Below are 22,557 nucleotides of genomic sequence, written 5' to 3' on the forward strand. Positions count from 1 at the left end.
ACCATGACGACTGACGTATGGCTCCCCTTCGACCCGGACGAGATCGAAGGCCTGCCCGGCGCGGCCGACGCCGGGCTCAACTACCGCTTCTGGGACGGCGGCCCCGACTTTCCGGCGGACCCCGCCGACTGCGCGTTCTACGTGGTGCCCTATCTGAAGGGTGCGGAGATCGCCGTACGACCGCTGCCCGAGATGACATCCGTACGCGCCGTACAGACACTCTCCGCGGGCATCGACCAGATGCAGTCCGGGCTCAAGTTCCTCGCGCCCGGCGTGCGGTTGTGCAACGCCAAGGGGGTGCACGAGGCCAGCACCGCCGAGCTGACGCTCGCCCTGACCCTGGCGTCCCTGCGCGGCATCCCCCGCTTCGTGGAAGGACAGCGGCAGGAGGACTGGCGGTCCGGGTTCTATCCGGCGCTCGCCGACAAGTCCGTCCTGATCGTGGGCTACGGATCGATCGGTTCCGCCATCGAGGACCGGCTCGCCGCCTTCGAGTGCGCGCGGGTGGCGCGCGTCGCGCGCTCTGCACGTGCCACGGAGCGCGGCCCCGTGCTCCCGCTCGCCGAACTGCCCACGCTGCTCCCCGACGCAGACGTGGTCATCCTCTCCACGCCCCTCACCGACACCACCCGTGGCCTGGTGAGCGCCGATTTCCTGGCCCGCATGAAGGACGGCGCCCTGTTGGTGAACGTCGCGCGCGGCCCCGTCGTCGACACCAAGGCGCTGCTGGCCGAACTGGAGAGCGGACGGATCACCGCCGCCCTCGATGTGACCGACCCGGAACCGCTGCCCGCAGGTCACCCCCTGTGGCACGCTCCTGGAGTGCTCATCAGCCCGCACGTGGGCGGATCGACCTCCGCCTTCCTGCCCCGCGCCAAACGCCTTTTGGCCACGCAGTTGAGCCGGTACGTCGCCGGGGAACCCCTCGGCAACGTCGTCCTGACGACCGAGTAGCGCACCAAGCCGCAGTCGCCCAGGGCTCGTTCGGGCACGCTCCGCATCCGTGTGCGTGCGCGCCGTGTTTACGATCTCGTCGGCAGTCACGGAGCGTAGAGAAGCTATGTCCCTGAGTGACGAGACTGGTGTATCGTCCCGACAGGGGCTGCGCCGTGGACCGTTTTCGGCGCCGGGGACGAGACATCAGACGCGAGGGGGGCGACGGGCGATGTACGGCCAATGGGCGAACGATCCGACGCGACGAGGCCGCCGGCGGCGACTCTCACGCGCACCGGCCCGCATGCGGACGCGCGACGGTTACGCACACGAAGTCCCGGAGCCGACCAGTCACGGGAGGCGGACGGACACAGGGGCGGCACGGACCAGGGCGGCCCGGTGAGCACCCGTCCGTCACCCGCCACCGCCCTGGAGGGCGGCGGAGGCCTGACGGCGCAGATGCCGCCCCGAGCACCCCTGGCCAGGCGCCCCGTCTCCGGCGGCGGCGCGGGCCTGGTCTCGCAGATCGCGCTCCTCGTGGTCTGTGGCGGCTATGCCACCGGGGCCGCGCTCGGCTGGGGTTCGACCCGGGCCGCGCTGATCATGGGCGACTTCGGGCTGAGCATCGCGGCGGCGACCGCCGCGGTCTCCTGCTTCCGTTACTCGCGCACCCGCCGCAGTCGCTTTCGACCCGCGTGGCTGCTGTTCGCGCTCTCCTCCGCGATGGCGGCCCTGGGCAACGGCGTATGGGGCTGGTACGAGGTCGTGCTGGAGCGGCCCGTGCCGAGCCCGGGCCTGGCGGACCTGTTCTTCCTCTGCTTCGCGCCGCCCGCCATCATCGGCCTGCTGGTGCTCGCCAAACGCCCGGTGACCAGGGCCGGCTGGGTCTGCCTCGCGCTCGACGCCTGGCTCATCGGCGGCTCACTGCTCACGCTCTCCTGGAGCCTCGCGCTCGCGCACACGGCGCAGTTCGAGGGCCAGAGCGTCGCGCACGCCGCGCTCTCGCTCGCCTATCCACTTCTCGACATCGCGTTGGTCAGCATGGTCCTCGCGCTGCACTTCAGACGATCCTCCGCCAACCGCACGGCGGTGAACACGGCGGTCGGTGCCCTCGCGCTGACCGTCATGTGCGACGCGATGTTCACCTCGCCCCTGCTGCACGCCAGTTACCGCTCCGGGCAGATGCTGGACGCGGGCTGGTTCGCGGGATCACTGCTCCTCGCGTACGCGCCGTGGGCGGTGCCCCGGCACAAGCACGCGGACGAACCGCAGCACGCGCGCGTGGAGCACGACGGCGTCCCCAAGGGCGCGCGGGCCGCCGCCACCCGTCCGATCGCCGGATCGCTGGCCGCGCTCACGCCGTATCTCGCCGCCGCCGTCTGCACGTTGGGGATTCTCTACAACGTGCTCAGCGGCCGCAGGATCGACGAAGTCGTGCTCCTGACCGCGGGCACGGTGGTGCTCGCCCTGGTCGTGCGCCAGGGCATCATGCTCCTGGACAACATCACCCTCACCCAGGAACTGGCCCAGAAGGAGAACCACTTCCGCTCCCTGGTCCAGGGTTCGAGCGACGTCATCATGATCGCCGCTCCGAACGGCATACTCCACTACGTCAGTCCGGCCGCCTCCGGGGTCTACGGCCGGGACGCCGAGGAGCTCATGGGTTCCGAACTGGCCTCGCTGATGCACCCCGAGGACCTGGGCCGTGTGGTCCACGAAGTGCGCAGATTCCTCACCGCGAACCCCGTCGACGAGCCCACGACCCGTATCGAGTGCCGCTTCAAGTCCGGCGACGGCGACTGGCTGAACGTGGAGTCCACGGTCAACCGCCACCAGGGCGGCCTCATCTTCAACAGTCGCGACGTCACCGAACGGGTGCGCCTGCAGGCGCAGTTGCAGCACAACGCCGAGCACGACCCGCTCACCGACCTGCCCAACCGTGCCCTGTTCACCCGCCGGGTCGGCCAGGCGCTCACCGGCCGCAGAGTCACCGACCGGGGCACGGCCGTGCTCTTCATCGACCTGGACGGCTTCAAGGCGGTCAACGACACCATCGGCCATCAGGCGGGAGACGAGCTCCTGATCCAGGCGGCCCGCCGCCTTCAGGAGGCCGTCAGGTCCGGGGACTGCGCGGCCCGGCTTGGCGGCGACGAATTCGCCGCGCTCATCGTGGGCGACGGAACCCGCGACCAGGCCGCACGCGAGCAGCACATCTACGAACTCGCCGACCGTCTCAGAATCACCCTCTCCCAGCCCTACGTGATCGACGGCAACGACGTGCGCGTGGCGGCCTCCATCGGCGTGGCCTTCGCCGAACCGGGCATCGGCGCGGGCGAGTTGCTGCGCAACGCCGACCTCGCGATGTACCGCGCCAAGGCCGCGGGCAAGGGGCGCGTCGAGCTGTACGCCCCCCAGATGCAGGCGGACGTCGTACGCAAGGCGGAGCTGGCCACACGGCTGCGCACCGCCCTGCACGAGGGCGAGTTCGCGCTGCTCCACCAGCCGGTGGTCTCCCTGGACGACGGACGCATCAGCTCGGTCGCCGCCCAGGCGCGCTGGCGCTCGAAGCAGGGCATCCTCTTCACGCCCGCCGAGTTCCTGCGCGTGACCGACACCTCGGACTCCCAGGAGGGTGCCCGCACCGGGGAGCTGGGCCGCTGGATGCTGGAGGAAGCCGTCCAGCAGGCCGCCGAGCGCGGCCGCACGGGTCATGCGACGCCCGTCGCCGTCCGCATCAGCGCGCGGCGCCTCCTGGACCGCTCCATGCCGCTCGGCTCCATCGAGGCGCTCCTCACCCGGTACGGGCTGCCCTCCGGGGCGCTCATCATCGAGCTGGCCGACAGCGACCCCCGGGTCCCGCTGGACGACCTCGAGCGCCGCCTGACCTCCCTGCGCAGGCTCGGCGTACGGATCGCCCTGGACGGCTTCGGGAGCGGCTATGCCGCCATCACCGCCCTGCGGCGGCTCCCCGTCGACGTACTGAAACTGGACCGCAGTCTCATCGAGGGCGTCGTCGAGTCCGCGCGGCTTCACAAGATCACCGCCGGGCTGCTGCGCATCGCCACCGATCTGGGGCTGCGCTCCGTGGCCGACGGCGTCGATCTGCCGGAGCAGGTCATCGCCCTGCGCGCGATGGGCTGTACGCACGGCCAGGGCATGGCGTTCTCCGGGCCGCTCGACGAGTACCGCCTGCGCCGAGCCCTGTCGCTCGGGCGCTATCCGGTGCCGCACGGCCCGGTGGAGCCGGTCTTTGCGGGCGCCCATCCACTGTCGTACGGAGGAGGTGTCGAGTCCTTCGTCCGCTCACATAATGAGACCCCCGTCCCACCTACTTGACAGGCACTGTGCGCCGGGGAGAGGGTCAATGCCATGCGCACCCGAATTCTCGTACTTGGAAAGCGCGTCGGCTGAAGCTGGGAGTCACCGGTCAGACACCGGAATCCCCGCACCCGCTCCGACGCGCTCCCCTCGCTTGCCTCACGGCACGAGGGGTTTTTTGTTGCACCGGCGCCCGCCAAATCCCCGCAAACACCCCGCAAAAACCCTCAGCTTCGAGAAGAGAATGCCGATGACCGAGCAGGCCACCGGGGCCCACCATCCGCAGCCGCGGCCCCGATCCTCAGGACAGCAGTCCGCCCCCGTCGAGCACGTCACGGGTGCGCAGTCCCTCATTCGTTCTCTCGAGGAAGTCGGGGCCGACACGGTATTCGGCATTCCCGGCGGCGCCATCCTTCCCGCCTACGACCCGATGATGGACTCCACCCGTGTCCGTCACGTCCTGGTCCGGCACGAGCAGGGCGCAGGCCACGCGGCCACCGGTTACGCGCAGGCCACCGGCAAGGTCGGCGTCTGCATGGCGACGAGCGGCCCCGGTGCCACGAACCTCGTCACGCCGATCGCCGACGCCCACATGGACTCCGTGCCCATGGTCGCGATCACCGGCCAGGTGGCCTCCAAGGCGATCGGTACGGACGCCTTCCAGGAGGCGGACATCGTCGGCATCACGATGCCGATCACCAAGCACAACTTCCTGGTCACCAAGGCGGAGGACATCCCGGCGACGATCGCGGAGGCCTTCCACATCGCCTCCACGGGCCGCCCGGGACCGGTCCTGGTCGACATCGCCAAGGACGCCCTCCAAGCACAGACCACCTTCCAGTGGCCGCCCACCCAGGACCTGCCCGGCTACCGCCCGGTGACCAAGCCGCACGCCAAGCAGATCCGCGAGGCCGCCAAGCTGATCACCACGGCCAAGCGGCCCGTCCTGTACGTCGGCGGCGGCGTCATCAAGGCCCACGCCACCGCCGAGCTGAAGGTCCTGGCAGAACTCACCGGAGCGCCCGTCACCACCACACTGATGGCGCTCGGCGCATTCCCCGACAGCCACAAGCTGCACGTGGGGATGCCGGGCATGCACGGAGCGGTCACCGCCGTCACCGCGCTGCAGAAGGCCGACCTGATCGTCGCCCTCGGAGCCCGCTTCGACGACCGCGTCACCGGCAAGCTGGACAGCTTCGCGCCCTTCGCGAAGATCGTCCACGCCGACATCGACCCGGCCGAGATCGGCAAGAACCGCGCCGCGGACGTGCCGATCGTCGGAGACGCCCGCGAGGTCATCGCGGACCTGATCCAGGCCGTCCAGGCCGAGCACACCGCCGGCCAGCAGGGCGACTACACCGCCTGGTGGAACGACCTCAACCGCTGGCGCGACACCTACCCCCTGGGCTACGACCAGCCCGAGGACGGCTCGCTCTCCCCCCAGCAGGTCATCGAGCGCGTCGGCAAGCTCGCCCCGGAGGACACGATCTTCGCGGCGGGCGTGGGCCAGCACCAGATGTGGGCCGCCCACTTCATCGAATACGAGAAGCCCGCCACCTGGCTGAACTCCGGCGGCGCCGGAACGATGGGGTACGCGGTCCCGGCCGCGATGGGCGCCAAGGCCGGACAGCCCGACCGCACGGTCTGGGCGATCGACGGCGACGGCTGCTTCCAGATGACCAATCAGGAACTCACCACCTGCGCCCTGAACAACATCCCGATCAAGGTCGCCATCATCAACAACGGCGCCCTCGGCATGGTCCGCCAGTGGCAGACGCTGTTCTACAACCAGCGCTACTCCAACACCGTCCTGCACGCGGGCCCCGAGGGTGACACTCCGCCCAACAAGGGCACCCGCGTCCCGGACTTCGTGAAGCTGTCGGAGGCCATGGGCTGCGTGGCGCTGCGCTGCGAGCGCCCCGAGGACCTCGACAAGGTCATCGCCGAGGCCAACGCCATCAACGACCGCCCCGTCGTGGTCGACTTCATCGTCCACGAGGACGCCCAGGTCTGGCCGATGGTCGCCGCAGGCACCTCGAACGACGAGGTCATGGCCGCCCGCGGGGTCCGCCCCGACTTCGGCGACAACGAAGACGACTGAGACCGAGAGCGAAAGAGAGACCACGAGTCATGTCCACCAAGCACACGCTCTCCGTCCTGGTCGAGAACAAGCCCGGTGTCCTCGCCCGGATCACCGCCCTGTTCTCCCGCCGCGGCTTCAACATCGACTCCCTGGCCGTGGGCGTCACCGAGCACCCCGACATCTCACGCATCACCATCGTCGTGAACGTCGAGGACCTGCCGCTCGAACAGGTCACCAAGCAGCTCAACAAGCTCGTCAACGTCCTGAAGATCGTCGAACTCGAGCCGGCCGGCGCCGTGGCGCGCGAACTGGTCCTCGCGAAGGTCCGCGCCGACAACGAGACGCGCTCGCAGATCGTTGAGATCGTCCAGCTGTTCCGCGCCAAGACCGTGGACGTCTCGCCCGAGGCGGTCACCATCGAGGCCACCGGCTCCAGCGACAAGCTGGAGGCGATGCTCAAGATGCTGGAACCCTTCGGCATCAAGGAGCTCGTCCAGTCCGGCACCATCGCGATCGGCCGGGGCTCGCGCTCCATCACCGACCGCAGCCTGCGGGCGCTCGACCGTTCGGCCTGAACCAGCCAGAACGGCCCTCCGGGCCCGCCCGCATACCGAGACCGTAAAACTTCCCTCCCCCGCCCGCCGTACGGTGGGTCGCAACACCAGCACACATAGGAGATTTCCAGTGGCCGAGCTGTTCTACGACGACGACGCCGACCTGTCCATCATCCAGGGCCGCAAGGTCGCGGTCATCGGATACGGCAGCCAGGGCCACGCCCACGCGCTGTCCCTCCGTGACTCGGGTGTCGACGTCCGTGTCGGTCTGCACGAGGGCTCCAAGTCCAAGGCCAAGGCCGAGGAGCAGGGCCTGCGCGTGGTGACTCCCTCGGAGGCCGCCGCCGAGGCCGACGTCATCATGATCCTGGTCCCGGACCCCATCCAGGCCCAGGTCTACGAGGAGTCCATCAAGGACAACCTCAAGGACGGCGACGCGCTGTTCTTCGGTCACGGCCTGAACATCCGCTTCGGCTTCATCAAGGCCCCCGCGGGCGTCGACGTCTGCATGGTCGCCCCCAAGGGCCCGGGCCACCTCGTCCGCCGTCAGTACGAGGAGGGCCGCGGCGTTCCGTGCATCGCGGCCGTCGAGCAGGACGCGACCGGCAACGGCTTCGCGCTGGCCCTCTCGTACGCCAAGGGCATCGGCGGCACGCGTGCGGGCGTCATCAAGACGACCTTCACCGAGGAGACCGAGACCGACCTGTTCGGCGAGCAGGCCGTGCTCTGCGGTGGCACCGCGGCGCTGGTCAAGGCGGGCTTCGAGACGCTGACCGAGGCCGGCTACCAGCCGGAGATCGCGTACTTCGAGTGCCTGCACGAGCTGAAGCTCATCGTGGACCTCATGTACGAGGGCGGCCTGGAGAAGATGCGCTGGTCGATCTCCGAGACCGCCGAGTGGGGCGACTACGTCACCGGCCCGCGGATCATCACGGACGCCACCAAGGCCGAGATGAAGAAGGTCCTCACCGAGATCCAGGACGGCACCTTCGCCCAGGCCTGGATGGACGAGTACCACGGCGGTCTGAAGAAGTACAACGAGTACAAGACCCAGGACGAGAACCACCTCCTGGAGACCACCGGCAAGGAGCTCCGCAAGCTCATGTCGTGGGTGAACGAAGAGGCGTGAGCCGTACGACGCGAGGGGCCGGGACCGCAGTCCCGGCCCCTCGCGTCGATCACCGGAGGGGCCGCGGACGACCTCGTTGTCCACCCCGTCCAGCCACGGACGGGTGATCCTTCCACCGAGGCGTAAGACACCCGTCAGGACGCCACTAGACTGCTTTCAACATTCGCGTCAGGCCCACAGCGTCGTGCGTCTTCCACGCGGCTAGCACCCTCCACCGCATGCGGCCGTCGGGACGGCCGTCCGCATTGGACTTGTGAGGACTCACGTGAGCACTGCTGCCAACGGCAAACCGGTCGTACTCATCGCTGAAGAGCTGTCGCCCGCCACTGTCGACGCCTTGGGCCCGGACTTCGAGATCCGTCAGTGCAACGGCGCGGACCGCGCCGAACTGCTGCCCGCCATCGCCGACGTGGACGCCATCCTGGTCCGCTCCGCGACCAAGGTCGACGCCGAGGCCATCGCGGCCGCCAAGAAGCTGAAGGTCGTCGCCCGCGCGGGCGTGGGCCTGGACAACGTGGACGTGTCGGCCGCCACCAAGGCCGGCGTCATGGTGGTGAACGCCCCCACCTCGAACATCGTCACCGCCGCCGAGCTCGCCTGTGGCCTGCTCATCGCCACCGCCCGCAACATCCCCCAGGGCAGCCAGGCGCTGAAGGCCGGCGAGTGGAAGCGCTCCAAGTACACGGGCGTCGAGCTCGCCGAGAAGACCCTTGGTGTCGTCGGCCTCGGCCGCATCGGCGCCCTGGTCGCGCAGCGCATGAGCGCCTTCGGCATGAAGGTCGTCGCCTACGACCCGTACGTGCAGCCCGCGCGCGCCGCGCAGATGGGCGTCAAGGTCCTCACGCTCGACGAGCTGCTCGAGGTCTCCGACTTCATCACGGTGCACCTGCCCAAGACCCCCGAGACGGTCGGTCTGATCGGCGACGACGCGCTGCACAAGGTCAAGCCCGCCGTCCGCATCGTGAACGCCGCGCGCGGCGGGATCGTCGACGAGGAGGCGCTGTACTCGGCGCTGAAGGAAGGCCGCGTCGCGGGCGCCGGTCTGGACGTGTACGCGAAGGAGCCCTGCACGGACTCCCCGCTCTTCCAGTTCGACCAGGTCGTCTGCACGCCGCACCTCGGCGCCTCGACGGACGAGGCGCAGGAGAAGGCGGGTGTCTCCGTCGCCAAGTCGGTGCGCCTGGCCCTGGCCGGCGAGCTCGTGCCGGACGCCGTGAACGTCCAGGGCGGCGTCATCGCCGAGGACGTGCGCCCCGGTCTGCCGCTCGCCGAGAAGCTCGGCCGGATCTTCACCGCGCTCGCGGGCGAGGTCGCGGCCCGGCTCGACGTCGAGGTGTACGGCGAGATCACCCAGCACGACGTGAAGGTGCTCGAACTCTCCGCGCTCAAGGGCGTGTTCGAGGACGTCGTCGACGAGACCGTGAGTTACGTGAACGCGCCTCTCTTCGCCCAGGAGCGCGGCGTCGAGGTCCGCCTCACCACGAGCTCGGAGTCCCCGGACCACCGCAACGTGGTCACGGTGCGGGGCACGCTGACCGGCGGCGAGGAGATCTCGGTCTCCGGCACGCTGGCAGGCCCCAAGCACCTCCAGAAGATCGTCGCCATCGGCGAGTACGACGTGGACCTGGCGCTCGCCGAGCACATGGTCGTCCTGCGGTACGCGGACCGTCCCGGTGTCGTCGGCACCGTCGGCCGCGTCCTCGGTGAGTCGGGCATCAACATCGGCGGCATGCAGGTCGCCCGCGCGGACGTGGGCGGCGAGGCGCTCGCCGTCCTCACCGTGGACGACACGGTGCCGCAGTCGGTGCTCAACGAACTGGCCGAGGAGATCGGTGCGGAGTCCGCTCGCGCGGTGAACCTCACGGACTAGTCGCTCCGTGGCTTCGGGCGCCGCCATCACCGGCTGCGCCGAGTTCGTCCTCAGACGCCGGACGGGCTGGATCGCTCCAGCCCGTCCGGCGTTTGGCGTTCAGGCTCAGACCAGGACCTTCTCCGGCTCGGACTCCGTCGCCTCCACCGGCTTGATCTGCCGCAGCGTGACCGCCGCCACGGCCGCCGCGACCAGCAGTACGGCCGCCCCCGTGAGCGCGGTGACATGCATTCCGCTGGTGAACGCCTCCCGAGCCGCGTCCGTCAGGGTGGAGGCCGCCCTGTCCGGCAGGTGCTGCGCCACCGCGAGCGCGCCGCCGAGCGTCTCGTGGGCCTCGGCGGGGGCCGCGTCCGGGATCTCGCTCCGGTAGACCGCGTTGCCGATGGAGCCGAGCAGCGCCATGCCGAGCGCGCCGCCGAACTCCTGGCCCGTCTCCAGGAGCGAGGAGGCCGAGCCCGCCTTCTCGGCCGGGGCCGAGCCGAGGGCCAGGTCGGTGAGTTGCGAGCCGATGACCACGGCGCCGCAGGCGAGGAGCCCGGCGGCGGCGAGGACCGTCCACATCGAGTCCGTGCCGGTCAGGGTCAGCAGGCCGAACCCGCACGCCGAGACGGCGAAGCCGGACGAGACGACGTGGGCGCGGTTCATCCCCCGCTGCACCAGAGCCGTGGCGACCGGTGCGGCGAAGCCGATGAGGACCGAGGGGAGCAGCGCCCACAGCGCGGCCTCGATGGCGCTCTTGCCGAGGACGGACTGGAGGTACTGCGTGGTGAAGTACGCCGAACCCATCATCGCCAGGGCGGAGACGAGGTTCAGGAGGACGGCCGGGGCGAAGCCGCGGCCACGGAACAGCGCGGGGGAGATCAGTGGGGAGGCCGTGGTGCGCTGGCGGTGGACGAAGAGGGCGGCGAAGACGAGTCCGACGGCGAGCGAAGCGACGTACTCGGGCTCCAATCCCTCGGCGGCACTCTCCTTGAGGCCGTAGACGACGGGCAGCACGGCGGCCATGGACAGCGGCACGCTCAGCAGGTCGAAGCGGCCCGGCCGCGGGTCCTTGAACTCGGGGATGAGGACCGGCGCGAGGACCAGGAGCAGCACCATGGCGGGCAGGTTGACGAGGAAGACCGAGCCCCACCAGAAGTGCTCGACGAGGATGCCGCTCATCACCGAGCCCAGCGCGATGCCGGCGACCATCACGCCGGACCAGATGCCGATCGCCTTCGCGCGCTGTCCGGCGTCGCGGAACATCGTGCGGACGAGGGCCATCGTGGACGGCATCAGGGTCGCGCCGCCGATGCCGAGGACCGCGCGGGCGGCGATGAGCAGCTCGGCGCTGCCCGCGTAGGCGGCGGTCAGGGAGGCCGCGCCGAAGGCGGCGGCGCCGAACATGAGCAGCTTGCGGCGCCCGACGCGGTCGCCGAGCGAGCCCATCGTCATCAGCAGTCCCGCGAGCACGAATGCGTAGATGTCGAAGATCCACAGCTGCTGGGTGCCGCTGGGCTCCAGGTCGGCGCTGATCGCGGGGACCGCGAAGTAGAGGACCGAGACGTCCATCGAGACCAGGAGCAGCGGCAGCATCAGGACGGCGAGGGCGGTCCACTCCTTGCGGCCCGCGCGCTCCGGGACCGCCGCATTGGCTTGTTCGTGCGTCGAGTTCGTCATGCCGAGGACTGTACGAGCGTCATAAACACTTGTCTAGTACGAGTGTGTAAAACGCTGGTATGGGACGTCCGTATGGATCGGAGGTAGGCTGGACCGCATGGGACACCGTGAGGATCTGCTCGAAGGCGCCAAGCGCTGCCTGCTGGAGAAGGGCTTCGTGAGCACGACGGCCCGCGACATCGTGAAGGAGTCGGGGACGAACCTGGCGTCGATCGGGTACCACTACGGCTCGAAGGACGCGCTCCTGGTGGCGGCGTTCGTCGCCCTCGTCGAGAAGGCCGGTGACGCCTTCGAGGAGGAACCGGGTGCCGCGAGCGGCGAGAAGAGCGCCGCGAAGAGCGCCACGAAGGGCGGCTCGCTGGAGCGGTTCGAGGAGGCCTGGGCGAACATCCTGCGCGCGTTCCCCGAGTCCCGCGCCATCTGGATGCTGACCTTCGAGGTCATCACGCAGGGAGAGCGCCTCGCCGGGGTGCGCGATCTGCTGGTCAAGGCGCAGCGGGAAGGGCGCAGCGGGCTGGCGGCGGTGTTCACCGGGATCGAGGAGAGCGTCATCCCGGACGACGTGGTGGAGACCGAGGGCCGCTTCTACGCGACGCTGCTCAACGGCCTGATGGTCCAGTGGCTCTTCGACCCGGAGTCGGCGACCAGCGCCGAGCAGCTGACCGAGGGCATGCGGCGGGCGACGGAGCGGATGTCCGGGGCGTGAGACGCGAGTGGTGCGGACCGGCTCTCGCCGACCGCACCACCGTCATGCCGCTACCGCGGGCGCCGGATCAGGCGCCGATGCCCCACTTGAGGCACGCCTCGGGGACGTAGCCCTTCACGTTCGTGCCGTTCGTGATGCCGTACTGCCACTTGGTGCTCGTCTTGCCGCAGAGGGTGTACTTCTGCCCCGTGATCGACTTGCCGTCGTTGCAGAGGAAGCCCTTCTTGCCCTTGTTCCACTGGCCCTTGGCGGTGGCGTTCAGCTTCGCGTGCGTGCGCACCTTCACGGTCTGCTTGGCGGGCACATTCGTGAGGCCGTTGAGGCAGCTGGGCGCCGCGGCGGCGGACACCGGCGCGGAGGGCGTCTGCGCCACGGCGACACCGGTGGTGAGGGTGGTCCCGACGAGGGCGGCGGTGGCGACAGCAGGGCCCAACAGCTTGAATTTCATTGGGTGTTCTTTCTCCCCTGTGGAGTTGCGTGAGTGGTCGGGGGAGACGCTACCTCGCCATGATCATGCCGACCGCCTTCTGTGGCCGTGCCCTTACAGTCGTGACGCTTTCAGGACCATGTGCAGCAGCAGCCGGTCCTCGCCGTCGTCCAGGTCCAGGCCCGTCAGCTGCTCCACGCGCGAGAGGCGGTAGTAGAGCGTCTGGCGGTGGATGCCCAACTCCGCCGCCGTGCGCCCCGCTTGGCCCGCGCAGTCGAGGAACACCTCCGCCGTGCGGGCGAGTTCGCGGTGGGCGGGGGAGAGGAGCGCGCGGGCCACCGGGTCCTGGGCGGCCTCGGCGGGCAGCGACGTGAGCAGGCGGTAGGGGCCCACGTCCGACCACTGGGCCACCGGGGCGAAGCGCGGCTCGGCGCGGGCCGCGCGGGCCGCCGTCGACGCCTCCCACCAGGCGGCGCCGAGCTCGTCCAGGCCGTGCCGGGCGTTCGCGATCCCCGCCGCACCGCCCTTCGCCGCCTCCAGGAGCCGCGTGGCCGCCGACACCGCGGGGGTGAGCACGTCCGCCGAGCGCAGCCGGACCAGGACCGCGAGGCTCTGGCCCGCCGTGCCCCACGGCACCGTGCACAGCGCCGTCGCCCCCTGCACCGTACGGACCGAGGGGGCGGAGTCCGGGTCCGCGGAGGGCCAGGGGGCGACGCAGACCACCGCGTGCAGGCCCTCGCCGCGCGGGCCGAGCGCCGTGCGCAGGTCGGCCACGGCCATGTCCCGCTGCCAGCCCCGCTCGGCGGTCAGGACGGCCCGGAACTCCCGGGTCAGATCGGCGCCGGCCTGCGCCTCGTCGGCGAGCAGCGCGCCGATGCGGGTGGCGACCTCCATGGCGGCGGTCAGCTGGGCGTCCGTGGGACCCGGATCGTCGTCGAGCAGCCATACGTACCCCAGGGCGAACCCCCGATGCCGTACGGGAAGGCAGATCCGCCCGCGGTGGACGCCCGCCTCCGGGGTGGGCGGGATGCGGATCGGGGCCGTCGCGCGAGTGATGCCGAAGCTCTCGAACCAGGTGCGGACCCCGGCCGTGGAGCGGCGCGTGAGGATCGAGCGGGTACGCACCGGGTCGAGGGCCGTCGCGTCGAAGTCGGTGTCGCCGCCGCTGTCGTGCGCGCCGAAGGCGATCAGCTCGAAATCGCGGTTCTCCAGCGTCGCGGGGGCGCCCAGCAGGGTTGAGATCTCGTCGACCAGTTCCTGGTAATCGCCTTTCACGCTGTCCATTCTGACGTAGTTCGCCCCGGGCTTCAGACAGATGTCTGAGATCCAGGGCACGGATGCGTGACAGCTGTCGATGGCCCAGGATCGGAGGGATCCTTAAGTTTCACGGTGGTTCTCCGTGCCGTATCTGGTCGTTACGCATATCCAGGTACGGCCCCGTTCTACTCTCCGTGGAGGTGCCCGTGCTGGGTCCCGTGATCCTCGCCGCGTCGCGCAGCGACCAGATGCGCCGTTTCGTCTCGGCGGCCCCGGGCACCAAGCAGGTCGTGGCCCGCTTCATCGCCGGTGAGACGGTGGACCAGGTCGTGCCGATCATCACGGATGCCGCCGACAAGGGCCTCGAGGTCACCCTCGACGTCGTCGGCGAGGACATCACCACGCCCGAGCAGGCCGCCGCCGCGCGCGACGCCTACCTGGAGCTCGTCGAGCGCCTCAAGGACCTGGGCCTGGGCACCAAGGCCGAGATGTCCATCAAGCTCTCGATGTTCGGCCAGGCGCTGGAGGGCGGCCACGAGCTCGCCCTCGCCAACGTCCGCCCGGTCGTCATTGCCGCCGCCGCGATCGGCACCACGGTCACCCTGGACGCCGAGGACCACACCACCCTCGACTCGATGTTCGCCATCCACGAGGAGCTGCGGAAGGACTTCCCGCAGACCGGCTGCGTCATCCAGTCCTACCTCTTCCGCACCGAGGACGACGCCCGCCGCCTGGCCGCCGCCGGCAGCCGCGTACGCATCGTGAAGGGCGCCTACAAGGAGCCCGCCGAGGTCGCGTACCAGGACAAGGCGGAGATCGACAAGGCGTACGTCCGCATCATGCGCATCCTGATGGAGGGCGACGGGTACCCGATGATCGGGTCCCACGACCCGCGACTGATCTCCATCGCCCAGGAGCTCGGACGCCGTGCCGGGCGCAAACTGGACGAGTACGAGTTCCAGATGCTGTACGGCATCCGCAGCGACGAGCACCTGCGGCTCGCGGCCGAGGGCCACCGGATGCGCGTGTACACCGCCTACGGCACCGACTGGTACGGATATTTCATGCGCCGCCTCGCGGAGAAGCCGGCCAACCTGCTCTTCTTCGCCCGCTCCATCCTCACCAAGGGCTGAGCTCCCTTTCCCCGACCCCTCTTAAGGAGATACGGAACTCATGGACGCTGTGACCCAGGTCCCCGCGCCGGTCAACGAGCCGGTGCACGGCTACGCACCCGGTTCGCCGGAGCGTGCCCGCCTCGAGACCAAGCTCAAGGAACTCTCCGAGAACCCCATCGAGCTGCCGATGACCATCGGCGGCGTCAAGCGCCTCGGTGGCGGTGAGCCCTTCAAGGTCGTGCAGCCGCACAACCACCAGGCCGTCATCGGCAACGGCCGCGGCGCCACCCAGCAGGACGCCCAGGACGCGATCGACGCCGCCCTCGCCGCCGCCCCGGCGTGGCGCGCGATGTCCTTCGACGACCGCGCGGCGATCATCCTGCGCGCCGCCGAGCTGCTCTCCACGACGTGGCGCGAGACGCTCGCCGCGTCCACGATGCTCGGCCAGTCGAAGACCGCGCAGCAGGCCGAGATCGACACTCCCTGTGAGCTCATCGACTTCTGGCGCTTCAACGTCAAGTACGCCCGCGACCTGCTCGCCGAGCAGCCCCCGGCGAACTCGACCGGCGTCTGGAACCGCCTGGACCACCGCCCGCTCGAGGGCTTCGTCTACGCGATCACGCCGTTCAACTTCACCGCGATCGCCGGCAACCTGCCGACCGCCCCGGCCCTCATGGGCAACGTGGTCGTGTGGAAGCCGTCCCCGACGCAGACGCACGCCGCCGTGCTGCTCATGCAGCTCCTGGAGGAGGCCGGTCTGCCCAAGGGCGTCATCAACCTGGTGACCGGCGACGGCATCGCCGTCTCCGAGGTGGCCCTGACCCACCGCGACCTGGCGGGCATCCACTTCACCGGCTCGACCCCGACCTTCCAGCACCTGTGGAAGACGGTCGGCGAGAACATCGCCAACTACCGCACGTACCCCCGCCTGGTCGGCGAGACCGGCGGCAAGGACTTCGTCGTCGCGCACCCGTCCGCGGACCGCGCCGTCCTGAAGACCGCGCTGACCCGCGGTTCCTTCGAGTTCCAGGGCCAGAAGTGCAGCGCGTCGTCGCGTGCGTACGTCCCTGCCTCGATCTGGAACGACGGCTTCAAGGAGGAGTTCGCGGCCGAGGTCGACGGCATCAAGATGGGTGACGTCACCGATCTGTCGAACTTCATCGGCGCCGTCATCGACGAGCGCGCGTTCGCCAAGAACAAGGCGGCCATCGACCGCGCGGCGGCCGACCCGACCTGCACGATCGTCGCGGGCGGCACGTACGACGACTCGGTGGGCTACTTCGTCCGTCCGACCGTCGTCGAGTGCTCGGACCCGGCCAACGAGGTCTTCACGACCGAGTACTTCGGCCCGTTCCTCGCGATCCACGTCTACGAGGACGACAAGTACGAGGAGATGCTGACCCAGATGGAGTCGGCGTCGGACTACGCGCTGACCGGTTCGGTCATCGCGGGTGACCGTGCGGCGGCCGCCCACACGATGGAGAAGCTCCGCTACGCGGCGGGCAACTTCTACATCAACGACAAGTCGACCGGCGCCGTCGTGGGGCAGCAGCCCTTCGGTGGTGGGCGTGCCTCCGGCACGAACGACAAGGCGGGTGCTCCGCAGAACCTTCAGCGGTGGACGCTGACGCGAGCCATCAAGGAGACGCTGGTTCCGCCGACGGAGTACGGCTACCCGCACATGGGCTAAGGCCTACGGGGCCTTCGCGCCCCCCTTTGAACTCCGCCTCCGACCTGGGCCCCACCCCGGTCGGGGGCGGTGTTATTTCTCCCCGGCGGGTTCCTCTGGCCGAACAGCCTCTCCCGCCCACCCGCCCGAAACCCCGCGTCCGCTCCTCGACGAACAAGCCCTTCCCGTCCACCCGCCCGATTGCCCCGCAGCGACAAGGGATGGGTGGGCCGGGGGCGGGAGAGCGCGGTCCACCCGCTCAGCTCCCCGCAGCCGCCGAGATCACCTCGTCCAGGACCTCCCGCGCCCGCAGCAGTTCCTCCACCATGCCGTCGATCCTGGCCCGTTCCACCGACAGCTCCTCCACCAGCCACGGCGTCGCCTTCTCCGAAGGGCCGCCGTCCTGGTCCCGCATGCACGGCAGCAGCTGCACGATCTTCGAGCTGCACAGGCCCGCCGCGAACAGCTCCTGGATGTGGACGACCCGGTCCACCGCCGACTCCGGGTAGTCGCGGTGGCCGCCCGCCGTGCGGTCCGCGTACAGCAGGCCCTGCTTCTCGTAGTAGCGAAGGGACCGCTCACTCACAGCGGTACGCTTCGCCAGCTCGCCGATCCTCATACTCCGCGTACCTCCGCACTCGAATGTGGCACTTGAATCTGACACCGGTGTCAGCTTCTACCGTTCCGGCATGACGAACATCAAGCTCCTCACACCGTATTCCGCACCCACCGCCCACGGCCTGCGTCTGCCCAATCGCATCGTCATGGCCCCCATGAGCCGTCACCGCGCCACCGAGGACGGCACCCCGCTCCCCGTGGTCGCCGACCACTACGCCCAGCGCGCGAGCGCCGGTCTCATCGTCACCGAGGGGATCTGGCCCAGCAGCCGGGGCCAGAGCGGCTGGCGCTTCCCCGGCCTGGAGACGCCCGCGCACATCGAGGGCTGGCGGCGGGTCACCGAGGCCGTGCACGCCGCCGGCGGCCGGATCTACGCACAGTTGATGCACGGAGGCCGGCACGGGCACCCGCTGTCCCGGATCGACGAGGACGTGCCCGCGGCGCCGTCCGCCGTGCTCGTCGACCCGAAGCGCGTCCACGTGCGCGACGGCGCCAAGGCCGACCCGGTCACCCCGCGCGAGATGAGCCTGGACGACATCCGCACGGCGGTCCAGGACTTCGCGGACGCCGCCCGCAACGCCATCGCCGCGGGCTTCGACGGCGTCGAACTGCACGGCGCCAACAGCTACTTGATCCACCAGTTCCTCGCCGACAACTCCAACCTCCGCACCGACGCGTACGGCCGCGGCTCGATCGCCGACAACATCCGCTTCGCCGTCGAGGTCGTACGCGCCGTCGCCGACGCCATCGGTGCCGAGCGCCTGGGCCTGCGCCTCTCGCCGGGCAACCCGCAGTTCGGGATGGCGGAGGCCGACCCGGGCCCGGTCTACCGCGCCCTGCTCGACGAGATCGACGGCCTGGGCCTCGCCTACCTCCACCTCACCGACAACGACAGCTACCCGGCCCTCACCGACCTGCGTCCCCACTGGCACGGCACCCTCATCGGCAACGTAGGCGAGAACGGCGACCCGACCACCCGCGAGGCGGGCGAGGCGGTCCTGGCCGAGGGCCTCGCGGACCTCGTCTCGTACGGGCGGGCGTTCATCTCCAACCCCGACCTGCCGGAGCGGTTCGCGCTGGACGCCCCGCTCCAGGAGATCGACCCGGCGCACCTCTACACGCACGGAGCGCAGGGCTACACCGACTACCCGGCCCTCGACCGGGTCCTCGTGTCCGCTCAGACCTCCACGAGCACCTGATCCAGCGATTTGCGTACGAGATCGGGGACCTGGCAGTCGGGCGCCGGATAGCCCACGGGGATCACCGCGAACGCCTTCTCGTTCTCGGGACGGCCGAGCACCTGCGACAGGAACCGCATCGGGCTCGGCGTGTGGATCAGTGCGGCGAGGCCCGACAGATGCAGCGCGGACAGCAGCATCCCCACCGCGATGCCGACCGACTCGTCCACGTAGTAGTGCTTGTGCTTGGTGCCGTCGTCGCCCAGCCAGTAGCGCTGCTGGAAGACGACGACGAGCGAGGGCGCGTCCGTCAGATGCGGCTTCACCTCGTCCGTGCCGAGCGGACGCAGGGCCGCGAGCCACTCCTCGCCGAGCCGCCCGTCATACGAGACGCGCTCCTCGTGCTCGGCGGCCTCGCGGATGCGGCGGCGTACGTCCGGGTCCTGGACGAGGACGAACGTCCACGGCTGCTGGTGCGCGCCGGACGGCGCCGTCGCCGCGCACGCGATGGCGTCCCGCACGACCTGCGGGGGCACGGGGTCGGGCGCGAACTGCCGCACCGTGCGCCGCTGCTGCATCCGCGTCCGCAACTCGGCGGCGTGCGCGAGGGATTCGGACGCGGGCATGCGATCGGGGCGGTAGGGAACGGAACGGTACGGCTCGCCGTGGATGGGGGTCCAGGGCCGTTCTGCGGTCTCGTCAGCCATGCTCACGAGTGTGCCCCGGTCAGCTCCATCCCGTCACGATCAATGAGAGCCCGATCGTGAATCCGCCACCCAGCAAGGCCAGATACGGTCCGTAGAACCGCCGCAGCCGATGCGCGAGGAACCCGAAGGCCCCGAAGGCGAGGCCCACCGTGAGGGTGCGGGAGCCGCGGGAGAGAGCCGACTGGGCCAGCCAGTCCTGCGGTGCGATGTCGGCGAGGCCCGCCTCGCGTGCGTAGACCTTGAAGGGGATGCCGTTCCAGGGCTGGTGGCGGACGGCCGCCGCGCCCTCGGCGGCGAGTTCCTCATGCACTTCGGCGCACATTCGGTCCGTGGTCAGGGGATGCGGCAACTGCACGCCGGACGCGGCCAGTTGGAGCGCGAGCAGGCCGCCCGCCAGGCTTCCCGCGAGGGCGGTGAGGGAGAGCTTCAGGGCGCGGCGCGGTACCGCCACGCAGGCGATCGCCAGGAACAGTTCCGGCATCAGGGGCCAGCTCAGCGCCTCGGCGAAGGCCCAGAGGAAAGCTGCCGCGAGACCCCAGCGGGAGCTGACGACGGCCGCGATCCGTTTGCGGGCGGCGGAGTCCTTGAGGGGTTCCCGCGCCGTACGCCGATGAAGCTCGGCCACCGCCTCACGCGCCTCCTCCGGTGTGGTGTCCGGGGGCAGCGGGGCTCCGATGCGCACCCTCACCAGGGTGGGGCGCAGCTTGCCGTGCTTGGGCAGGAGGCGTGCGGTGCCGTCGATGGAGACCGGGACGACGGGTACGTCCGCCTGCCGGGCGAGAACCAGCGCGCCCTTGTGGAAGGCGCCGAGCTCGCCCTCCCGTGCGCGGGTGCCCTCGGGGAAGAGGACGACGGCTCCGCCCGCGCGCAGGGCGTCCGCCCTGGACAGCAGGTCGTCCATGCCGCCTCCGGTGCGGCGCACGGGGAAGCCCGCGGCCAGCCGGCTGCAGATGCGGCTGCGCCGGCGGGAGGCGAACCAGTAGTCGGCGGCGGCGCCGATCGCGGGCGCGTGGCCGGCGTCGAGCGCCGCGAGGAGGGCGGCGGTGTCCGCGTGGGAGGAGTGGTTCGCCACGACCACACAGCCGCCGCGCGGGAGTTGGCCGCGCCGTTCGACACCGCCGGTGAGGGTCAGCAGGGTCCACCAGAGGGCTCGGCGGAGACGGGCGGCGCCGCGCCTCGGGCGCCGTCGGTCACCGGCTCCGCCGGGTTCGTCCTCAAGCGCCGGACGGGCTGGATACGGCGTACGGACCCTCACAGCGTCACCACCATCGTCAGCAACAGCGCGACCAGCAGCGAATCGATCCGGTCGAGGAGACCGCCGAATCCCGGCAGCCAGCTCCCCGCGTCCTTCACGCCGGCCTCGCGCTTGACCATCGACTCCAGAAGATCCCCGAGCACGCAGCCGAGGAGCACCGCGGCCCACAGCACGGGGGAGAACGCGCCGACCGCGGCCAGCGCGGCGGCGGTCGCGACGGCGGCGCCCGCGACGCCCGCCCAGGTCTTGCTGGGGGAGAGGGGCGAGAGCGGCCGGGACAGGAGTCCCCCGCGGCCCAGCGCCGTACCCCCGCACCACGCCCCCACGTCCCCGAACGCCACCGCGACGCCCACCGCCACGGCCGTGTCGCCAAGGAGCACGAGCCCGCTCAGCGACACGGGAATCCACAGGAGCCCGAAGACCGTCCGGCTCGCCCGCGTGAAGCCCTGCGCGGCGTCCCCGGAGAAGAGGGCCACACCGGCGGCTGCGATCAGGAGCGCGCCCGCCGTCCGCAGATCAAGGGCGCCGGGCGCGGCCCACGCGATGCCCGGCACCGCCACGGCGGCCACCCCCAGCACCGCGCGCTCGCCCCGCGGCAGCCCCGCCATCCGCGCGTACTCGCCCACGGCGACGACCCCGAGCCCGGCCGCGAGCGCGAACGCCCCCGCCCGGCCCAGGAAGAACGCCCCGAGGAAGAGCGGCGCCGCCAGCGCCCAGGTCCGCCACCGCTTGCGCAGCTCGGCCCGCATCCGCACCCGCGAGGGCAGCGCGGCCACGGCCACCCCACCGGCACCGAGCACTCCGGCGACCACGGGCAGGGCCCGCCCCGCGACCTCCCCGGCGACGAACGCGGTGCTCATCGCTGGTCCCGCACATCACCGGCGGCCGGAGCCGAAGGCCCCAACTCCCGCCACAGGCGCGCCCATCGCACCCCAGCCGTCAGCACCGAACCCGCGGCGATCACCACCAGCACCGCGGCGGCCCACCCGGAGGCCGCCGCGAGGACCACGAGGGCGCAGCGCTCGGTCTTGCCGACCGGGCCGCCGTTCAGGCGGGGCGCGCCCGCCGCGGCGCCCGCGAGCGACACCCACGACGGCAGCGTCGCCGCGAGGCCCGCCGTCGCCACCAGCCACAGCGGGGCCAGCGTCAGGAAGCCCGCAAGCACGGCCAGATCGGCGGCCCGGTCACCCAGTTCGTTCACGAGCGCGCCGCGACGCGTCGTGCGGCCCGTGTCGCGGGCCAGCGCCCCGTCGAGGTTCGCGAAGGCGAGCCGGGCGGCGAGCAGCGCGGCCACGGGGAGCGCGGCGAACGGCACCGGCAGCCAGGCGAGTGCCGCCGCCGCGCCCGCCGCGCAGAGCACACCCGCCACGGTGAGGGTGTCGGGCGACACCTCGCGGCGTGCGAGAGCGCCGCGTACGCCGGACAACCGGTCCGCGTACCAGGGCTTGAGAGCGTAGAGGCCGTTCATGGCACCGACTCTGCCGCCGTCCGGGCACCGGCAAATCGGCGTGCGTACTCATATACGGCCTGAGTACGGTGGAGAGGTGACCACGCTGCGTACGGCCCATACCTGCGATCTCGACCCCAGCGAACTGCGCGCCGCCCGCGCCCTGATGGACGAGGCGTTCGACGGGGACTTCAGCGACCAGGACTGGGACCACGGTCTCGGCGGCGTGCACGCCCTCGTGCACGACGACTCCGGTCTCCTCCTCGCGCACGGCTCCGTGGTCCAGCGCCGGATCCTGCACGACGGCCGTTCGCTGCGCATCGGATACGTCGAAGCGGTCGCCGTCCGCCCCGACCGGCAGCGGCAGGGCCTCGGCGGCCAGGTGATGGGCGCCCTGGAGCGGGTGATCGACCGGGCGTACGCACTGGGGGCGCTCTCGGCGTCGGACGAGGGGGAGCGGCTCTACATCGGGCGCGGCTGGCAGGAGTGGAAGGGCGCGGTCGGCACCCTCGGCCCCGAGGGCGTGGTCCACATGCCGGACGAGGAACCCCCGCTCCTGTGGGGCGGCGACCTCGACCCGGAGCACGAACTGCTCATCGACTGGCGCGACGGGGACATCTTCTGACGGCTTC

General features: G+C 70.7%; 19 protein-coding genes. 11 read left to right on the forward strand and 8 right to left on the reverse strand.

The features are described from left to right. Positions 1 to 3 precede the first annotated feature (3 nt). The 6 genes from ACIGXX_RS27605 (at position 4) to serA (ending at position 9,887) form a co-directional block, all read left to right on the forward strand. On the forward strand, positions 4 to 954 hold the full coding sequence (locus ACIGXX_RS27605) for a 2-hydroxyacid dehydrogenase (protein ID WP_351165215.1): 951 nt from the start codon (positions 4 to 6) through the stop codon (positions 952 to 954). A gap of 378 nt (positions 955 to 1,332) precedes the next feature. Next, a complete protein-coding gene (locus tag ACIGXX_RS27610) occupies positions 1,333 to 4,269 on the forward strand; it encodes a putative bifunctional diguanylate cyclase/phosphodiesterase (protein WP_399979620.1) in 2,937 nt (978 codons plus the stop codon). 232 nt (positions 4,270 to 4,501) lie between these two features. Further along, on the forward strand, positions 4,502 to 6,352 hold the full coding sequence (locus ACIGXX_RS27615; protein WP_351165217.1) for an acetolactate synthase large subunit: 1,851 nt from the start codon (positions 4,502 to 4,504) through the stop codon (positions 6,350 to 6,352). A 29-nt stretch (positions 6,353 to 6,381) separates the two neighbouring features. Next, on the forward strand, positions 6,382 to 6,909 hold the full coding sequence (gene ilvN / locus ACIGXX_RS27620) for an acetolactate synthase small subunit (protein ID WP_160507374.1): 528 nt from the start codon (positions 6,382 to 6,384) through the stop codon (positions 6,907 to 6,909). A 109-nt stretch (positions 6,910 to 7,018) separates the two neighbouring features. Beyond that, on the forward strand, positions 7,019 to 8,017 hold the full coding sequence (ilvC, locus tag ACIGXX_RS27625; RefSeq protein ID WP_351165219.1) for a ketol-acid reductoisomerase: 999 nt from the start codon (positions 7,019 to 7,021) through the stop codon (positions 8,015 to 8,017). Positions 8,018 to 8,282: 265 nt separating this feature from the next. After that, the gene (serA, locus tag ACIGXX_RS27630; RefSeq protein ID WP_351165221.1) at positions 8,283 to 9,887 is read left to right on the forward strand and encodes a phosphoglycerate dehydrogenase; all 1,605 of its coding nucleotides are present in this window, start codon (positions 8,283 to 8,285) and stop codon (positions 9,885 to 9,887) included. 105 nt (positions 9,888 to 9,992) lie between these two features. Here serA and ACIGXX_RS27635 read toward each other — a convergent pair whose 3' ends face one another. Next, positions 9,993 to 11,546 (reverse strand): MFS transporter, encoded by a 1,554-nt coding sequence (locus tag ACIGXX_RS27635; protein WP_399979626.1) that lies wholly within the window; start codon positions 11,544 to 11,546, stop codon positions 9,993 to 9,995. A gap of 97 nt (positions 11,547 to 11,643) precedes the next feature. Between ACIGXX_RS27635 and ACIGXX_RS27640 the strand changes: the two genes are divergently transcribed. Next, positions 11,644 to 12,252: a TetR/AcrR family transcriptional regulator gene (locus ACIGXX_RS27640; protein WP_351165226.1), complete on the forward strand. Its 609-nt coding sequence runs from the start codon at positions 11,644 to 11,646 to the stop codon at positions 12,250 to 12,252. A 67-nt stretch (positions 12,253 to 12,319) separates the two neighbouring features. Here ACIGXX_RS27640 and ACIGXX_RS27645 read toward each other — a convergent pair whose 3' ends face one another. Together ACIGXX_RS27645 and ACIGXX_RS27650 are read right to left on the reverse strand one after the other, a co-directional pair. After that, positions 12,320 to 12,700, reverse strand: a complete 381-nt coding sequence (locus ACIGXX_RS27645) for a hypothetical protein (RefSeq protein WP_351165228.1) — start codon at positions 12,698 to 12,700, stop codon at positions 12,320 to 12,322. Between the two features lie 93 nt (positions 12,701 to 12,793). Further along, positions 12,794 to 13,963 (reverse strand): helix-turn-helix domain-containing protein, encoded by a 1,170-nt coding sequence (locus ACIGXX_RS27650; protein WP_351165230.1) that lies wholly within the window; start codon positions 13,961 to 13,963, stop codon positions 12,794 to 12,796. 179 nt (positions 13,964 to 14,142) lie between these two features. On the opposite strand from ACIGXX_RS27650, the gene ACIGXX_RS27655 reads away from it, so the two are divergent. Both ACIGXX_RS27655 and pruA read left to right on the forward strand, forming a co-directional pair. Beyond that, entirely contained in the window at positions 14,143 to 15,069 is a 927-nt protein-coding gene (locus ACIGXX_RS27655) for a proline dehydrogenase family protein (RefSeq protein ID WP_351165232.1), read from the forward strand. Between the two features lie 40 nt (positions 15,070 to 15,109). Next, the gene (pruA, locus tag ACIGXX_RS27660) at positions 15,110 to 16,741 is read left to right on the forward strand and encodes an L-glutamate gamma-semialdehyde dehydrogenase (protein ID WP_351165234.1); all 1,632 of its coding nucleotides are present in this window, start codon (positions 15,110 to 15,112) and stop codon (positions 16,739 to 16,741) included. A gap of 238 nt (positions 16,742 to 16,979) precedes the next feature. On the opposite strand, the gene ACIGXX_RS27665 is transcribed toward pruA, so the two are convergent. After that, a complete protein-coding gene (locus ACIGXX_RS27665; RefSeq protein ID WP_351165236.1) occupies positions 16,980 to 17,339 on the reverse strand; it encodes a MerR family transcriptional regulator in 360 nt (119 codons plus the stop codon). Between the two features lie 70 nt (positions 17,340 to 17,409). Here ACIGXX_RS27665 and ACIGXX_RS27670 point away from each other — a divergent pair, with 70 nt between their 5' ends. Continuing rightward, positions 17,410 to 18,537, forward strand: coding sequence for an alkene reductase (locus tag ACIGXX_RS27670; RefSeq protein WP_399979633.1), 1,128 nt, complete (start codon positions 17,410 to 17,412; stop codon positions 18,535 to 18,537). Here ACIGXX_RS27670 and ACIGXX_RS27675 read toward each other — a convergent pair. The 4 genes from ACIGXX_RS27675 to ACIGXX_RS27690 are packed head-to-tail and all read right to left on the reverse strand — an operon-like array spanning position 18,516 to position 21,946. After that, positions 18,516 to 19,223 (reverse strand): nitroreductase family protein, encoded by a 708-nt coding sequence (locus ACIGXX_RS27675; RefSeq protein ID WP_399979635.1) that lies wholly within the window; start codon positions 19,221 to 19,223, stop codon positions 18,516 to 18,518. The two genes, ACIGXX_RS27670 and ACIGXX_RS27675, sit on opposite strands and share 22 nt — an antisense overlap. Before the next feature lie 19 nt (positions 19,224 to 19,242). Continuing rightward, positions 19,243 to 20,478, reverse strand: a complete 1,236-nt coding sequence (locus tag ACIGXX_RS27680) for a lysophospholipid acyltransferase family protein (protein WP_383822810.1) — start codon at positions 20,476 to 20,478, stop codon at positions 19,243 to 19,245. Further along, entirely contained in the window at positions 20,475 to 21,338 is an 864-nt protein-coding gene (locus ACIGXX_RS27685) for a phosphatidate cytidylyltransferase (RefSeq protein WP_351165243.1), read from the reverse strand. Before ACIGXX_RS27685 ends, ACIGXX_RS27680 begins: the two co-directional genes overlap by 4 nt. After that, complete coding sequence (locus ACIGXX_RS27690) at positions 21,335 to 21,946, reverse strand: CDP-alcohol phosphatidyltransferase family protein (protein WP_351165245.1); 612 nt, start codon at positions 21,944 to 21,946, stop codon at positions 21,335 to 21,337. Before ACIGXX_RS27690 ends, ACIGXX_RS27685 begins: the two co-directional genes overlap by 4 nt. Here ACIGXX_RS27690 and ACIGXX_RS27695 point away from each other — a divergent pair. Beyond that, positions 21,945 to 22,550: a GNAT family N-acetyltransferase gene (locus ACIGXX_RS27695; protein WP_399979640.1), complete on the forward strand. Its 606-nt coding sequence runs from the start codon at positions 21,945 to 21,947 to the stop codon at positions 22,548 to 22,550. The two genes, ACIGXX_RS27690 and ACIGXX_RS27695, sit on opposite strands and share 2 nt — an antisense overlap. Positions 22,551 to 22,557 lie beyond the last annotated feature (7 nt).

Origin of the sequence: Streptomyces sp. NPDC055243 (assembly GCF_044544025.1) — a bacterium.
GTDB lineage: Bacteria > Actinomycetota > Actinomycetes > Streptomycetales > Streptomycetaceae > Streptomyces.

What these genes read in the sequence shown, in the direction of transcription:
- ACIGXX_RS27605 (WP_351165215.1), top strand. Translation starts at nt 4, where the DNA reads ATGACGACTGACGTATGGCTCCCCTTCGACCCGGACGAGATCGAAGGC.
- ACIGXX_RS27615 (WP_351165217.1), top strand. Translation starts at nt 4,502, where the DNA reads ATGACCGAGCAGGCCACCGGGGCCCACCATCCGCAGCCGCGGCCCCGA.
- ilvN (WP_160507374.1), top strand. Translation starts at nt 6,382, where the DNA reads ATGTCCACCAAGCACACGCTCTCCGTCCTGGTCGAGAACAAGCCCGGT.
- ACIGXX_RS27635 (WP_399979626.1), bottom strand. Translation starts at nt 11,546, where the DNA reads ATGACGAACTCGACGCACGAACAAGCCAATGCGGCGGTCCCGGAGCGC.
- ACIGXX_RS27640 (WP_351165226.1), top strand. Translation starts at nt 11,644, where the DNA reads ATGGGACACCGTGAGGATCTGCTCGAAGGCGCCAAGCGCTGCCTGCTG.
- ACIGXX_RS27645 (WP_351165228.1), bottom strand. Translation starts at nt 12,700, where the DNA reads ATGAAATTCAAGCTGTTGGGCCCTGCTGTCGCCACCGCCGCCCTCGTC.
- ACIGXX_RS27650 (WP_351165230.1), bottom strand. Translation starts at nt 13,963, where the DNA reads ATGGACAGCGTGAAAGGCGATTACCAGGAACTGGTCGACGAGATCTCA.
- pruA (WP_351165234.1), top strand. Translation starts at nt 15,110, where the DNA reads ATGGACGCTGTGACCCAGGTCCCCGCGCCGGTCAACGAGCCGGTGCAC.
- ACIGXX_RS27665 (WP_351165236.1), bottom strand. Translation starts at nt 17,339, where the DNA reads ATGAGGATCGGCGAGCTGGCGAAGCGTACCGCTGTGAGTGAGCGGTCC.
- ACIGXX_RS27670 (WP_399979633.1), top strand. Translation starts at nt 17,410, where the DNA reads ATGACGAACATCAAGCTCCTCACACCGTATTCCGCACCCACCGCCCAC.
- ACIGXX_RS27675 (WP_399979635.1), bottom strand. Translation starts at nt 19,223, where the DNA reads ATGGCTGACGAGACCGCAGAACGGCCCTGGACCCCCATCCACGGCGAG.
- ACIGXX_RS27685 (WP_351165243.1), bottom strand. Translation starts at nt 21,338, where the DNA reads ATGAGCACCGCGTTCGTCGCCGGGGAGGTCGCGGGGCGGGCCCTGCCC.
- ACIGXX_RS27695 (WP_399979640.1), top strand. Translation starts at nt 21,945, where the DNA reads ATGGCACCGACTCTGCCGCCGTCCGGGCACCGGCAAATCGGCGTGCGT.
- ACIGXX_RS27690 (WP_351165245.1), bottom strand. Translation starts at nt 21,946, where the DNA reads ATGAACGGCCTCTACGCTCTCAAGCCCTGGTACGCGGACCGGTTGTCC.